The organism is Lentzea sp. NPDC005914, assembly GCF_040629405.1.
Lineage (GTDB): Bacteria > Actinomycetota > Actinomycetes > Mycobacteriales > Pseudonocardiaceae > Lentzea.
In genome coordinates this window covers 120478-135091 of record NZ_JBEXVQ010000007.1, presented here as the reverse complement: position 1 = coordinate 135091, position 14614 = coordinate 120478, and the positions used below count along the sequence as shown (strand labels likewise).

15 protein-coding genes are annotated in these 14614 nt (G+C 68.4%); 10 read left to right on the top strand and 5 right to left on the bottom strand.

The features are described 5' to 3' along the window. Positions 1-127: 127 nt before the first annotated feature. Entirely contained in the window at positions 128-886 is a 759-nt protein-coding gene (locus tag ABZ345_RS12125; protein WP_359846105.1) for an SGNH/GDSL hydrolase family protein, read from the bottom strand. A 145-nt stretch (positions 887-1031) separates the two neighbouring features. On the opposite strand from ABZ345_RS12125, the gene ABZ345_RS12120 reads away from it, so the two are divergent. The 8 genes from ABZ345_RS12120 (at position 1032) to ABZ345_RS12085 (ending at position 9296) form a co-directional block, all read left to right on the top strand. Next, the gene (locus ABZ345_RS12120; protein WP_359846102.1) at positions 1032-1904 is read left to right on the top strand and encodes a DUF4142 domain-containing protein; all 873 of its coding nucleotides are present in this window, start codon (positions 1032-1034) and stop codon (positions 1902-1904) included. A gap of 83 nt (positions 1905-1987) precedes the next feature. Next, positions 1988-3445 carry a DUF1996 domain-containing protein gene (locus ABZ345_RS12115; RefSeq protein ID WP_359846099.1) on the top strand — a complete coding sequence of 486 codons (1458 nt, stop codon included), beginning with the start codon at positions 1988-1990 and terminating at the stop codon, positions 3443-3445. 88 nt (positions 3446-3533) lie between these two features. After that, the gene (locus ABZ345_RS12110; RefSeq protein ID WP_359846097.1) at positions 3534-4151 is read left to right on the top strand and encodes a hypothetical protein; all 618 of its coding nucleotides are present in this window, start codon (positions 3534-3536) and stop codon (positions 4149-4151) included. 70 nt (positions 4152-4221) lie between these two features. After that, on the top strand, positions 4222-5388 hold the full coding sequence (locus ABZ345_RS12105) for an alginate lyase family protein (protein WP_359846094.1): 1167 nt from the start codon (positions 4222-4224) through the stop codon (positions 5386-5388). 20 nt (positions 5389-5408) lie between these two features. Beyond that, positions 5409-7088: a dihydroxy-acid dehydratase gene (gene ilvD / locus ABZ345_RS12100; RefSeq protein WP_359846091.1), complete on the top strand. Its 1680-nt coding sequence runs from the start codon at positions 5409-5411 to the stop codon at positions 7086-7088. Between the two features lie 127 nt (positions 7089-7215). Further along, positions 7216-7932, top strand: a complete 717-nt coding sequence (locus tag ABZ345_RS12095; RefSeq protein ID WP_359846088.1) for a PRC and DUF2382 domain-containing protein — start codon at positions 7216-7218, stop codon at positions 7930-7932. A gap of 36 nt (positions 7933-7968) precedes the next feature. Next, positions 7969-8727, top strand: coding sequence for an AfsR/SARP family transcriptional regulator (locus tag ABZ345_RS12090; RefSeq protein ID WP_359846085.1), 759 nt, complete (start codon positions 7969-7971; stop codon positions 8725-8727). A 62-nt stretch (positions 8728-8789) separates the two neighbouring features. Then, positions 8790-9296 carry an RICIN domain-containing protein gene (locus ABZ345_RS12085; RefSeq protein WP_359846082.1) on the top strand — a complete coding sequence of 169 codons (507 nt, stop codon included), beginning with the start codon at positions 8790-8792 and terminating at the stop codon, positions 9294-9296. Here the strand turns inward: ABZ345_RS12085 and ABZ345_RS12080 are convergent. Next, positions 9284-10888, bottom strand: coding sequence for an AMP-dependent synthetase/ligase (locus tag ABZ345_RS12080; protein ID WP_359846079.1), 1605 nt, complete (start codon positions 10886-10888; stop codon positions 9284-9286). The two genes, ABZ345_RS12085 and ABZ345_RS12080, sit on opposite strands and share 13 nt — an antisense overlap. Before the next feature lie 49 nt (positions 10889-10937). Between ABZ345_RS12080 and ABZ345_RS12075 the strand changes: the two genes are divergently transcribed. Then, complete coding sequence (locus tag ABZ345_RS12075; RefSeq protein ID WP_359846077.1) at positions 10938-11477, top strand: TetR/AcrR family transcriptional regulator; 540 nt, start codon at positions 10938-10940, stop codon at positions 11475-11477. Here ABZ345_RS12075 and ABZ345_RS12070 read toward each other — a convergent pair. After that, complete coding sequence (locus ABZ345_RS12070) at positions 11474-11650, bottom strand: hypothetical protein (protein WP_359846074.1); 177 nt, start codon at positions 11648-11650, stop codon at positions 11474-11476. The two genes, ABZ345_RS12075 and ABZ345_RS12070, sit on opposite strands and share 4 nt — an antisense overlap. Before the next feature lie 66 nt (positions 11651-11716). Between ABZ345_RS12070 and ABZ345_RS12065 the strand changes: the two genes are divergently transcribed. After that, positions 11717-12325, top strand: coding sequence for an alpha-ketoglutarate-dependent dioxygenase AlkB (locus ABZ345_RS12065; RefSeq protein WP_359846072.1), 609 nt, complete (start codon positions 11717-11719; stop codon positions 12323-12325). Here ABZ345_RS12065 and ABZ345_RS12060 read toward each other — a convergent pair. Next, a complete protein-coding gene (locus ABZ345_RS12060; protein ID WP_359846634.1) occupies positions 12291-12863 on the bottom strand; it encodes a TMEM175 family protein in 573 nt (190 codons plus the stop codon). The genes ABZ345_RS12065 and ABZ345_RS12060 overlap by 35 nt on opposite strands. 36 nt (positions 12864-12899) lie before the next feature. Further along, positions 12900-14534: a PHP domain-containing protein gene (locus tag ABZ345_RS12055; protein WP_359846069.1), complete on the bottom strand. Its 1635-nt coding sequence runs from the start codon at positions 14532-14534 to the stop codon at positions 12900-12902. Between the last annotated feature and the right edge of the window lie 80 nt (positions 14535-14614).

Below are 14614 nucleotides of genomic sequence, written 5' to 3'. Positions count from 1 at the left end.
CCGTCACCGAAGCGCAGTTACGTCGTTAGACCACCTCGGGCCAAGGAACACGTTCTACTTCGCGCGGAACGGGACGAGCTCCACACCCCGGCGATTTCCTCGCGCGCGTGGAGCGTTCAGCGTTCACTCACGACGGCGGCAGCGGCTCAGGACGACGAGCCCGGATCACATCCCCGGACGACTCGCCGCGCAGCCGGCGCATCACCCACGGCACGACGTGCTCGCGCGCCCACTGCCAGTCCTCCGCCCGCCGCACCTTCCGGTCGACCAGCGGAGCCACCCCGAGCACGGTCCGCTCCAGCGCATGCGACACCCCGAGACCGTCGAGCACCGAGATGGCGACCTCGGTGTGCCCGAGCGAGTTCAGGTGCAGCCGATCCGGCGACCACATGCGGCGGTCACGCAGCTGCCGCATTCCCCACATGTCGACGAGCACGCACGAGAACTCGGCGGCGATCGCGCGCACGTGCTCGTTGTAGATGGCCACGCGACCACGCATCTTGCGGAACACCGGGTCGTCCGCCCCGTCGACGCCCGTGAAGAGGATGACTCGCGCGCCGGACTTCGCCACGCGCTCCACGGCATCCCGGTAGCGGCGCATCAACGCGTCGATGTTCACCTTCGGCCGCATGAGATCGTTCCCACCCGCGTAGAGCGAGACGAGGTCCGGGTTCATCGCGAGAGCGCGCTCAAGCTGCTCGTCGAGCACCTGCGGCAGCAACCGGCCGCGCACGGCCAGGTTGGCGTAGGTGAACTCCGGATCAACGGATCCCAGGACGTCGGCCACGCGGTCCGCCCATCCCCGCACACCATTGGGACGACCTGCGTCTTCGTCACCGACTCCCTCGGTGAACGAGTCCCCCAACGCCACAAAACGCTTGCTCATGCTCACGACTTTAGGTCGCACTGTCGAACCGGGGTTGCGCGGGGTTCGATAACGTTTCGATAACGCCGGGGTCTCGAACTGAGGCGGGCTCCCTTTCCTGGCCGTAGTCCCGATCGTGCGACTCCCCATGGACTTGGCAACACCAGTGCGACTCATCGTCGCGTTGGTGGGCTGTGCGTTGGCCGTGCTGCTCAACACTGGGAGCGCGATCGGCCAGCCTGCCAACCCCTCGACCCCCATCTCGACCCCGCCGCCCGGTAGTGGCGGGACGGGCGACGAGGTCGTGCAGACCCAGTGGGGTCCGCTCGGACCTGCCGACCGGGACTTCATGAACCGGGTCAAGCAGGCAGGGCTGTGGGAGAAGCCCGCGGGCGAGAAGGGTCAGGCCAAGCGGGCCGACCAGCCCAAGATCCAGGAAGCCAGCAAGCACCTCATCGAGGGCCACACGCTGCTGGACAACGTGGTGAACCGGGCAGGCGTACTGCTCGGCGTCACGTTGCCCACGGAGGCCACCGACGAGCAGAAGGGCTGGCTCGCCGAGATGGACGCGGCGAACGGCGACGAGTTCGACGCCGTCTTCGCCAACCGGCTCCGCGCGGCGCACGGCAAGGTCTACGCCTATGCCGCGCAGATCCGGGCGGGCACCAAGAACGAGCTCATCCGCATTCTCTCCACGCAGGCGATGATCACCGTCTTCGACCACATCAAGGTGATCGAGGAGACGGGCAAGGTCGACTTCGCCGGTCTGGAGTCTCCGCAGCCGCTCGCACCCCCGACGGCGTCCTCCGGGGCACCGGAACCGACCGGGGACAACGCGTCTGCGAACCCGACCGACGGCGTGATCCCGACCGTGCCGGAGGGCACCAAGTTCACCCGCACCGCCGAGCAAGGCGTGTTCGGAGAAAACAACGGTGTCTTCTTCGCTGCCATAGCGGTGCTCGCGCTCGCGCTGGTGGGAATGCGATGGATATCCCGATCCAAAAAGAAAACAACGCGACACAAATCTCGTTCGTTCTAACAGCACCGACGCCAAACCCGAAGAACACGGCTAACCGCCGTCAGCTTCACCATGCCGTTTTATCGGACTACACGAGGTGGCAAATGGCTTTTCACCGTAGGAAATCCACGATCTGGCTGACCGCCGCCGCAGCGGCGATGGCACTGGTCGCTGGCGGTGCCGCGGTGGTGGCCATCAGTTCTTCTGATGGCGCCGCGCTCGCCGACGGGGCGGACAAGAACTCCTTCGTCGACATCACCAAGGTGAAGCCGAACGTCAAGAAACCAAAAGCGCAGCAGGGCGCTACCACGGGCACCTTCACGGTCGACTGCGGCCGCAACGAGAACGCGCACTTCAACCCGGACAACTTCATCGCGCAGCCCGGTGTCCGCAACGGTGCCCAGCACCTGCACGACTACGTCGGCAACCTCTCCACGAACGCGGACTCGAACAACAAGTCGCTGCAGAAGGCAGGCACGACCTGCAAGAACGGTGACAAGTCCGCCTACTTCTGGCCCGTCGTCCGCATCGACACCGAGGACGAGGCAGAGCCGGCCAAGCAGCCGCCGAAGAAGGACGACAAGGCGCAGCAGGACAAGGACAAGGCCGACAAGGCCGCGGCCCGCCTCGAGTGCCCCGACGTCGCCTCCAAGCTCCCCGAGGACGTGCCGGACAAGGCCCAGGCGGAGATCGACAAGGAACTCGCGAACATCGAGAAGGTGACCGACGAGGCCGAGAAGCGGCTGGAGACGGTCAAGGCCCAGGACGTCGACAACATCATCGTCGGCCCGACGCGTGAGAAGCGCGCCGCCATCCTCGACCGGATGATGCTGGCGTTCAGCCGCCAGGGCAAGCAGGCTCCCGACCTGAACCCGCTCGCCGCCTGCAAGGTCAAGGCCGCGAACGAGAAGCAGGCCAAGCTCGACGACGGCGCCGAGAACAACGACGACGCGCAGGCCGAAGGCACCGAGAACAAGAAGAACCAGGCCAACAAGGAAGAGAACAACAAGCTCGAGCTCGAGGGCAACGACGGCGAGATCCAGCGTCCCGAGGTCGCCGAGCTGCAGTTCCGCGGTTCGCCCGTGGGCAAGGTCGTCGCGATGCCGAAGTTCCTGCGGATCCTGTACGGCGATGCCAAGGTGACCGCCAACGGCAAGAAGAACGCCAAGGACTCGTGGACCTGCACCGGTTTCGAGGACAAGGTGCAGATCAACAAGTACCCGATCTGCCCGCAGGGCTCGAAGGTCAAGCGCATCCACGACTTCCCGAGCTGCTGGGACGGCAAGAACATCGACTCCGCGAAGCACCGCGAGCACATCGTCTTCCCGGACGCGAACGGCAAGTGCCAGAAGGGCTTCAAGGCCGTGCCGCAGCTGCGGATCTCCCTGACCTACAACATCCCCAGGGACATCCAGCAGAAGGGCCAGTACAAGGTCGACTCGTTCCCGGAAGAAGCGCACAACCCCTTCTCGGACCACGACGACTTCGCCAACGTGATGTCGCAGCAGATCATGAACCGTCTGGTCAACTGCGTGAACACGGGCAAGAAGTGCAAGGAGTGACCCACTCCTGCTAGCTGAGAATCCCCCGGTGCACCTCCCGCGCACCGGGGGATTCTCGTTGTGCCGCTTGAGGATTACCCTGTCGCGCATGGCAAGATCACGGCGGACCTGGCGCGATGTGGACGGTGAGCGGATCCTCGGGACGTGGCGGCACGCCTTCATCCGCAACGGGGACAGGTACTTCCTCACCGACCTCGTCATCTACGCCGACGGGATGGTCGACTGCTGGGGACTCGTCACGCTGGAGGAGTTCGCCGGCATGCTCGCCTCGGGAAAGGTCGCGACCGAGATTCCCGAAGGCGCCGTGGGATCCGCGCTTCACCTGGGCGCCTGGAAGTTCGCCGAACCGCGGTCCTGGATCACCGCCGGCGCGCTGCTCGCCGAGGTCCGCGACGAGATCGACCAGCTGGCCGGCAGGCCGGACTCCACGGCCCGATGCCTCGCGGCGGTGGACGTCTTCCTCGCCGAGCAGACCGAGGAGAACCGGGCGAAGGTGCGGGACGCGTACGCGGCCATCCCCGAGCACATGCGGGTCTACGCGCTCGGCGACATGGACCGCAGGGACTGGCCGTTGCGAGTGCTCGCGGCCGGGCCGGGCAACCGGTACTCCTGGCAGGACGAGGACAGGACCGTCGGCCGCAAGGCGCACGCCGCGGCCCTGAAGTACCTCACCGATCTGCGCGGAACCGGCTGTTCAGAGGCGTGAACCGTTCACCAGCTTGAACATCGCCGAGAAGCATTGACCGCAAAGGTATAGACCACTAACACTGTGCCGCATGGTCACCCGTTCCTGCGCGGTGCTGATCGCACTGCTGGCATCGTTGCTAGTACCGGTCACCGGAGCTTCTTCGGCTCCGGCGACGTTCGTTCACCCCGGAGTCGTCGTCTCCCGGCCACAGCTGGACTTCATGCGCGCGAAGGTCCAGGCCGGCGCCCAGCCGTGGAAGCTCGCGTACGACCGCATGATGGCGTCGAAATACGCCGACCTGAACCGCACGCCGAAGCCCCGCGCCGTCGTGGAGTGCGGTCCGTACTCCGACCCGAACCTCGGCTGCAGCGAGGAGCGCGAGGACGCCATCGCCGCCTACACCCTGTCGCTGGCCTGGTACGTCACGCGCGACAGCCGGTACGCGACCAAGGCCGTCCAGATCATGGACGCCTGGTCCGCCACCATCCGCGACCACACCAACTCCAACGCCCCGCTGCAGACCGCGTGGGCGGGGTCGAGCTGGCCCAAGGCCGCCGAGATCATCAAGCACGTCTACCGGACCTGGCCGAACAGCGCCCGGTTCGGCACCATGCTCCGCACCGTCTACCTGCCCGAGATCCAGAACGGCCGCGCGAGCACCAACGGCAACTGGGAGCTCAGCATGATGGAGGCCTCGATCGGCATCGCGGTCTTCCTCGAGGACAGGGCCGCCTACGACAAGGCCATCGGCATCTTCCGCACCCGCATCCCGGCCTACATCTACCTGACCAGCGACGGCTCCCTGCCGAAGACGCCGCCGGGCAGCGGCATCGACACCCGCTCGGAGATCATCGCCTACTGGCAGAACCAGTCCACGTTCGTCGACGGCCTGACCCAGGAGACCTGCCGGGACTTCGCGCACACCGGCTACGGGCTCGCGGCGGCGGCGCACCTCGCCGAGACCGCGCGGCACCAGGGCCAGGACATCTGGGGCGAGATCCGCGAACGCATGCGGTACGCGTGGGGCCTGCACACCAAGTACCAGAACGGCGAGCCGGTGCCGTCGTGGCTGTGCGGCGGCAGCTACTCCCGCGAGCTCGGGCCGACGTCCGAGGTCGGCTTCAACGCCCTGAACACCCGGATGGGCATCGCGATGGCGAACACCCAGCGCTACACCGAGAGTCAGCGTCCACAGGGGACGGACAACCTCTTCGTCGCCTGGGAGACGCTGACTCACGCAGCGAATCCAGCCTGAAAAGGACTAGCGTGCGTGGCATGACAGACGTGAAGCCACGCAGCCGCGACGTGACCGACGGCCTGGAGCGCACCGCAGCGCGCGGGATGCTCCGGGCCGTCGGCATGGGCGACGAGGACTGGGAGAAGCCGCAGATCGGTGTTGCCTCGTCGTGGAACGAGATCACGCCGTGCAACCTGTCGCTGGACCGCCTCGCCAAGGCCTCCAAGGACGGGGTGCACGCGGCGGGCGGATACCCGCTGGAGTTCGGCACGATCTCCGTGTCGGACGGCATCTCGATGGGCCACGAGGGCATGCACTTCTCGCTGGTCTCGCGCGAGGTGATCGCCGACAGCGTCGAGACGGTGATGCAGGCCGAGCGGCTGGACGGCTCGGTGCTGCTGGCCGGGTGCGACAAGTCGTTGCCCGGCATGCTGATGGCGGCGGCGCGGCTCGACCTCGCGAGCGTGTTCCTCTACGCCGGGTCGATCCTGCCGGGCCGGGTCACGCTGACCGACGGCACCGAGAAGGAAGTCACGATCATCGACGCGTTCGAGGCCGTCGGGGCCTGTTCCCGCGGCCTGATGAGCCGCGAGGACGTCGACCTGATCGAACGCGCGATCTGCCCCGGCGAGGGCGCGTGCGGTGGCATGTACACGGCGAACACCATGGCCAGCGCGGCCGAGGCGCTCGGCATGTCGCTGCCCGGCAGTGCCGCTCCCCCGGCCACCGACCGCCGCCGCGACGGGTTCGCGCGACGCTCGGGCCAGGCCGTGGTCGAGATGCTCAGGAAGGGCATCACCGCCAGGCAGATCATGACGCGCGAGGCGTTCGAGAACGCGATCGCCGTCGTCATGGCGTTCGGCGGCTCCACCAACGCCGTGCTGCACCTGCTCGCGATCGCGCACGAGGCCGGCGTCGAACTGTCGCTGGACGACTTCAGCCGCATCGGCTCGCGGGTGCCGCACCTGGCCGACGTGAAGCCGTTCGGGCGGCACGTGATGACCGACGTCGACCGCATCGGCGGCGTACCCGTGGTGATGAAGGCGCTGCTGGACGCCGGTTTGCTGCACGGCGACTGCCTCACCGTCACCGGCCGCACGGTCGCCGAGAACCTCGCCGACATCGCCCCGCCCGACCCCGACGGCCTCGTGCTGCGCGCCCTCGACAAGCCCATCCACCACACGGGCGGCATCACGATCCTCAAGGGCTCACTCGCCCCGGACGGCGCCGTCGTGAAGTCCGCGGGCTTCGACTCGGACGTCTTCACCGGCACCGCGCGGGTGTTCGACCGCGAGCGCGCCGCGATGGACGCCCTCGAGGACGGCACGATCACCGCGGGCGACGTCGTGGTGATCCGCTACGAGGGTCCCAAGGGCGGGCCCGGCATGCGCGAGATGCTCGCCATCACCGCGGCGATCAAGGGCGCGGGCCTGGGCAAGGACGTCCTGCTGCTCACCGACGGCCGCTTCTCCGGCGGCACCACGGGGCTGTGCGTCGGTCACGTGGCACCGGAGGCGGTCGACGGCGGGCCCATCGCGTTCGTGCGCGACGGCGACCAGATCACGCTGAACGTCGCGGAGGGCACGCTCGACGTGGACGCCGACCTCGAGAACCGCCGCGAGGGCTGGGCACCGCTGCCTCCGCGCTACGAACGAGGCGTGCTCGCCAAGTACGCCAAGCTCGTCGGGTCCGCGTCGCGCGGAGCTGTCTGCGACTGAGGGTCACTCACTCGACTGAATTGCCGGGCATGGGCGGTCACCTGGTCGGTGGGCGCCCGCGGCCGCCCCGGTTGGCGCGGGTACCTCGCGGTGGCAAGCCGACAGCCAACGCGGGAGGACGGCAACGATGATCGATCAGACGCACGTTGAGGCTCTGTACGACTGCGACGTGATCGACAACCACGGCGAGAAGATCGGTTCGGTCAAGCGGGTCTGGCTCGAGGACGGCACCGGCAGGCCGATGTGGGCCGAGGTCCACACCGGACTGTTCGGCATGAAGGAGAGCTTCGTCCCGATCCAGCAGGGACAGGTGGCGGGCGGCGCGATCACCGTCCCCGTCGACAAGGAGCAGGTGAAGGACGCGCCGAGCGTGCACACCTCGGGCGACCACATGTCGGAGAAGGAGCAGGAAGCGCTCTACCGGCACTACGGGATGAGGCTCCCCCAGGCCAAGACCGGGGAGCACGACCGGCTCGGCGGCAAGCGGGCCCCCGAGGTGACGCTCTCGGAGGAGAAGCTCGACGTCGGCACCCGCAGTGTCGAGACCGGCCGGGTGCGGCTGGTCAAGCACACGGTCACCGAGCAGCGCGACATCACCGTGCCGGTGACGCACGAGGAGGTCCGGGTGGTCCGCGAGCCCGTTCGGGGCACCGGCACGGGCAAGGCGTTCGCCGACGAGCAGGCGGAGGTCACCCTGCACCGCGAGGAACCGGTGGTGCAGAAGCGCACGGAGGCCGTGGAGCGGGTCCGGCTGGAGAAGGACGCGGTCACCGAGCAGCGCAACGTCAAGGGCGAGGTCCGCAAGGAACGCGTCGAGGTCGAACGCGACGACGAACGCCGCTAGCGGTATCAGGACGGACCTCACGGCACACCTGAGTTCGTGGGGAACTCTGTCTGGCGTTTCGGGGTGCTCGGCCCGCTCGAGGTGTGGCGGGACGGGCACCCTGTCGTGATCAGGGCCGCGAAGCAACGGGTGCTGCTGGCCTCGTTGCTCCTCGCGGCCAACCAGGTCGTCCCAGGCGGCACGCTGGTGGAACGGCTGTGGGGTGCGACTCCCCCGCCGGGTCACCGCAACACGTTGCAGAACTACGTGATGCGGCTGCGGCGCCTGCTGGGGCCGGGACCGATCCACACCTGCTCGGACGGCTACATCGTTCAGGTCGAGAGGGACGCTCTCGACCTGAACGCGTTCCGGGGCCTGGTCTCCGAGGCCAGGGCGTCCGCGCGCACGGGCGACCTCACGCGCACGGCCGGCCTCTTGCGAGAAGCGGAAAGCCTGTGGCGAGGCCCCGCGCTGGCCGATGTCCCGTCGGACTCGCTGCACCGCGAGGTCGTGCCCGTGCTGGCCGAGAACCGGCTGCGGGCCGTAGAGCTGCGGATCGGCACGGACCTCTCACTCGGCCGCCACCACGACGTCGTGGACGAACTGCACGAGCTCACGCTGATCCACCCGTTGCGGGAACCGTTGTGGGCGCTGCGAATCGTCGCGTTGCAGCGCTGCGGGCGCGAGGCCGAGGCGCTGGCCTGCTACCAGGACGTCCGCCAGGTCCTCGGCGAGGCGCTCGGTGCCGATCCCGGCGCGGAGCTGCGGCTGCTGCACCAGCGCATGCTCGCCACCCCTCGAGTGACCGGGAGGTGACCGGGAAGTCGGACCGCTGCCCGATGGTTCACCGGTAACCGAGACAAGAGGGGGGAACAGCGGTGAAGTTGATCAGTGGAATGGTGCTCGCCGTCATCGGCGCTCTGCTCGCGCTGGTGTCGGTCACCACGACGGCCTCGGCAGCGGTCCAGTACTACGAGGTCCGGGCCCAGCACAGCGGCAAGTGCCTGGACGTCGCGCACATGAGTCAGGACGACAGCGCCGACGTCATCCAGGGCGACTGCTGGGGCGGCACCAACCAGCACTGGCGGCTGGTGTCGGTCGGCAACGGCTTCTACGAGGTCCGGGCGCAGCACAGCGACAAGTGCCTCGACGTCGCCTTCGCGAGCCAGCAGCACGCGGCCAACGTGCTCCAGGCTCACTGCTGGGGCGGCACGAACCAGCACTGGCGGCTCGTGCCGGCCGGTGGCGGCTGGTACGAGATCCGGGCGCGGCACAGCGACAAGTGCCTCGACGTGGCCTGGGCGAGCGTGGCGCACGGCGCCGACGTGATCCAGGGCGACTGCTGGGGCGGCACCAACCAGCACTGGGGTTTCTACCCCGTGTAGAGCCCGTCCAGCACGGACGCGTAGCGCTTCTCGATCTCGCGGCGGCGCGGCTTCAGCGACGCGGTCAGCAACCCGTCCTCGACGCTGAAGTCGTGCTCCAGCACGGCGAACCGCTTGATCGTCTCGTGCCGCGCCAGCTGTGCGTTGACGGTCTTGACGGCGTTCTCGATCTCGGACTCCGCGTCGGTCAGGCCCGCCGCGGTGTCCGGGTCGAGCGTCACCAGGGCCACGCAGTACTTGCGGCGATCGCCGTGCACGATCACGTTGCTGATGTACGGCGACGCCGCGTTGATCATGCTTTCGATCCGGGTGGGCGCCACGTACTTGCCGCCCGAGGTCTTGATCAGCTCCTTCTTGCGGTCGGTGATCTTCAACCTCCCGGCGTCGTCGAGCTCGCCGATGTCACCGGTGTGCAGCCAGCCGCCGATGATCGTCTCGGCGGTCGCGTCCGGCCGGTTGTGGTAGCCGCGCATGACGCCGGGACCGCGCAGCAGCACCTCGCCGTCGTCCGCGATCTTGACCTCCATGCCGGGGATCGGCGGCCCGACCGTGCCGATCTTGATCATGCCCGGCCGGTTGAAGAACGTCGCCGCGGACGACTCGGTGAGCCCGTAGCCCTCCAGGATCGTGATGCCCGAGCGTTCGAAGAACTGCGCGATCTCCGGCGCGAGCGGCGCCGAGCCCGACACGAAGTACCGGATCCGCCCGCCCACGCGTTCGCGCAACTTGCTGTACACCAGGCGATCCGCGAGCCAGCGCGTCGCCGGTCCGTGCTCGCGGTCGGCCCAGTGGAAGATCTTCTCGGTGAGCCCGCCCTTCGCGCGCGCCCCGGCGGCGATCCGGCCGTGGATCTTCTCGAAGATGCGCGGCGCGGCGGCGACGATGGTCGGCTTCAGCTCGCCGAGGTTGTCGACGATCCGCTCGACGCTGCCGTCGACGGCGGTCGGCACGCCCGCGGCGATCATCGCCATCGTCAGCACCTTGCCGAACGCGTGCGACAGCGGCAGCCACAGGAAGTGCAGGTCCGTCGGCTGCAGAATGCCCAGCGACGCAACGGCTTCCGACGTCGTCAGCCAGTTTTCGTGGGTGAGCTCGACGCCTTTGGGCGTGCCGGTCGTGCCGGACGTGTAGATCAACGTCGCGAGGTCTTCCGGCCCGAGCTCGCCGACCAGCGCGTCGTAGTCGCCGTCGGCCTGGGGAACCGCGCCGAACCGCAGCACGTCGACGCCGTCGGGCATGAGCCCTGCGTGCTCGTCGGTCTCCACGACGACCATGCGGCTGCCGGAGTCGCTGACGATGTGCGCGACCTCGCCCTTGGTGCTGTTCGGGTAGATCGTCGTGGTGGCGCCGCCGGCGGCGAGCACGGCGAGGTCCGTGATGATCCAGGCGATGCTGGTGCCGCCCATGAGGGCGACCCGGTCACCCTTCGCGAGGCCCTCGGCGCGCAGCCCGAACGCTTCCTTCGCGACACGGTCCTGCAGCTCGGCCCACGTCAACGAGGCCCAGCCGCCGGAGGTGCGGTACCGCATCGCCTCGGCGTCGGGCGTGCGGGCGACCCGGTCGCGCAGCAGGTCGGGAATCGACAGCGCCATTGCTCTCCCCTTCTCTGGAGCGTTGCTCCAGAGCGGTACTCTAACCCTCGTGGCCGACCGACGACAGTCTCTCCTCGACGCGGCGCTCAGGCTCGTCGAGGAAGGCGGCCTCGACGCCGTGACGATCGCGGCGCTCACCGAGCGGTCCGGCATGTCGAACGGCAGCATCTACCACCACTTCGGCAGCCGCGCGGGCGTGTTCGCGCAGCTCTACGCCGACAGCTACGCCCGCTGCGTCGCCGCGATGAGGCCCGCGCTGGACTCCAGGTCCGCTTGTGACGCCGTGCGCGACCTGGCCTTGCGCTACCTGGACTGGGTGATGGCGAACCCCAGCCGCGCCCGCTTCCTCTACGCCGCGCCGGACCACGCCGACCCGGAGACGAAACTGCGCGAGTTCGAGCCCGTCCTGACGTGGTTCCTCGATCGCATGGAGTCCGGCGAGATGCGCGCGGTGCCGCCGTGGGCGCTCGAACCCGTGGTGATGGGACCGGCGCACGAGTCGGTGCGCCGGTTCCTGCTCGGGGTGTTCGACATGGCCGAGGCCCGCGAGATCATCGCGGACGCGGTCTGGGCCGTGCTGAAGCCCTAGTCCTCGTCGCCGGGGGCTTTCCGCCCGCGGATCACGGTCCCGTCGCCGAACACCACGTCGCCGCCGATCCGGCCGAACTGCATGATCGGCCCGGTCACCTCGCCATGCGCGACGTTGATGACGTTCATGTGGACCTGCGCGGTCTCGAACTCGCCGTCTTCTTCCCCAGTCATACGCGGATTATCGGTCCTGGCCGTAGATCGTTAGCAATAGAACAGGTGTTCGATTATGCTGCGGGCATGCGCCAGGGATCACTGTTCGACCTGGAGGCGGAGCCCTCACTGGCCCCGCTTGCCCCGCGCCGCACCGAACTGGGCCACGGCGCGTGGATCGACGTGCAGCCGGGCTGGCTCACCGGTGCCGACGCTCTCTTCGACCAGCTCGTCGACGAGGTGCCGTGGCGGGCGGAGCGCCGGCAGATGTACGACAACGTGGTCGACGTGCCGCGCCTGCTCTGCTTCTACAGCGGCCGGCTGCCGTTCGACGTGCTCACCACGGCTCGCGACACGCTCACCGAGCACTACCTGCCAGAGCTCGGGGAACCGTTCACCACCGCGGGCCTTTGCTACTACCGCGACGGGCGCGACAGCGTGGCCTGGCACGGCGACACGATCGGCCGAGGCCAGACCGAGGACACGATGGTCGCGATCCTGAGCGTCGGCACGCCCCGCGCGCTCCTGCTCAGGCCTCGCGGCGGCGGCGAGACGCACAAGTACGCGCTGGGCCACGGCGACCTGCTGGTGATGGGCGGCTCGTGCCAGCGCACGTGGGAGCACGCCATCCCGAAGACGTCGAAGGTCGTCGGCCCCAGGATCAGCGTTCAGTTCCGTCCGCACGGGGTTCGATGAGCCTGCTCGTCACCGTCTGCAGCAGCATCAGCAGCAGGCCCCAGTAGTTGATCAGCGGCACCAGGGCCAGCGCGATCAGCAGCAGGACCGGTGCCGCCACGCACGAGACCACCACGCGCAGGGTCAGTTCGTGCCGGTGCGCGAGCAACGCCATCGCGCTCAGCAGCGCGCTGCTGACCAGGATCGTGCCCACGTAGAAGAACTGCGTGAACCTGTCGGCGCCGTACTCGCCGACCAGCCCGGTCGGGAACGGCAGCACGACGATCGTGAGCACCCACAGCATGTTCAGCAGCAACAACGGCTGCGTGTACTCGACCACGTTCTGGAAGATCCGGTGGTGCGCCATCCACAGCTGCGCGATCACGGCGAAGCTCAGCAGGAAGCTGAAGATCTGCGGCCAGTGGTGGGAGACGATCTCGGCCGGGTGCTCGGCACCCGGTTCCGAGATGATCTCCACCAGCGGCAGCACCAGCAGCGTGATCGCGATGGCGGCGACCGCGTCGGTGAAGAGGACTAGGCGATCGGGCTCACGCTTCATGGACACCTGATCAACCTAGTCCGTCGAGGACTCTCCTCAGATCACGTCGACGAATATCGGGTTGGCGTAAAACCAGAGATCCGCCCACGGATCGGCGTTCGCGATCTCGTCGATCATCGGGTCGCCCGACGAGGTGAGCCGACGACCGTCACTTCCCCGCAGCCGCAGGTAGAACGAGCGCTCGACACCTGTGAACGTGTGCGTGAACCGGATCTTGCCCCGGCGCGGCACCTCGAACGTCTTCGTCACCGACGTTTCCGGCGCCACGAACAGATCGCGGTCGACCGCGGGACCGGTCACCGGACCCGAAATCAGGTCGACCTTGGCCAAAACGGGCGTAGCACCCGAGAAGTTCGGGCCGGCGGCGCGCTCGACCTCGATCGTCACCTCGACGTCGCCACCGCGGCGCACGAACGTCCGCCCGCCCAGCGTGACCCCGCGCAGGTCGTCACGCGACCGCACGCGCACTTCGAGACCGTCGATCAACCGGCCGTGCACGGTGATCACCTTGCCGGACTGCAGGCCGCGCATGACGTCCACATAGGACCGCGATCGCGCGCCCACGACGTTCGCGCCGTACTGGCCGGGGAAGAAGTCGCCGTAGCCGGTCTGCTTGACGCCCGTGTCGATCGGCACGCCCTTCGAGCCCGTCGTGGCGTAGTCCTGCTTGCCGGGCGTCAGGGTGTCGCCGAAGACCTGGTGGACGTCCGAGTTCGCGGTGATCCACCACGGCCGGCCCTCGGCGAGCATGGAGTCCCACAGGCCGCCGACCTTCGCGGTCATCCAGTCGAAACCGCCGTGCGTGCGGTAAGACTCCGCCGGGTAGCCGGGGAACGACTCCGGCAGCGGGGCGGGCGTGTCGTAGTAGCCGCGCGCACGGCCGGGGCCGCCCGCGGACTTCGGGATGCCGGCGGCCTGGTGGCCGGGCGCGCCCTCCATGCCGACCGCGACGCCGGGGGCCGCGTCGCGCCAGCCGCGCAGCTCGTGCGGGCTGTCCACGCCGCGCCGGGCCGGGTGGTTCGCGAACATCAGCGCGATCTCGGTCCGTCCGGAGAGGACCTGCGCCTCCAGATACCGCAGAGCGGACAGGGCGAGCGGCTCGGCGGTGCCGGCGATGCGGCCGTCGTAGGCCAGCTCGAACGCCTTGAGGATGTCGACGGTGTGCTTGCCGGGCGGCATGAACACGGTGGCGTGCTCCGCGCCGGGGATGTTCCACTCGAGGCCCTGGTACACCAGCACGTCGCGCTGGGACCTGCGCGCACGTTCGATGTCCGGCGTGACCTGGTCGATCGAGAACTTCTGGTGCGCGGGACCACCGTGGTCGGTGATCACCACCCAGTCGAGGCCGAACTCGCGGGCCTTGCGGACCTGGTGCTCGATCGGGTACTGGCCGTCGTCGGAGTACTGCGTGTGGATGTGGTGGTCGCCCGCGTACCAGCGGTCGCCGCCGCCCCACGGGTTGACGGGGACGTGGGCCTCGGCCTTGCCCGTGCCGACGGCCACGGCACCGACGGCACCGGCCGCGATGCCGAGGCCGGCGAGGAACTTGCGGCGCTCCACCGACGAGGGACGGTCGTCCTCGGCGTCGAGCCAGCTGCCCTCAACCGGCTCCGCCTCGTGGTGGTGGTGGTGCGTGTGATCACCGTGCGAGTGATCGTGTGAGTGGGACATGCGGAGATCACAACTGGTCGATCTGTCGTGGCAAACGAACAGAGCATGAACCCTTGCACCGGGAAATTCACTCACACGGC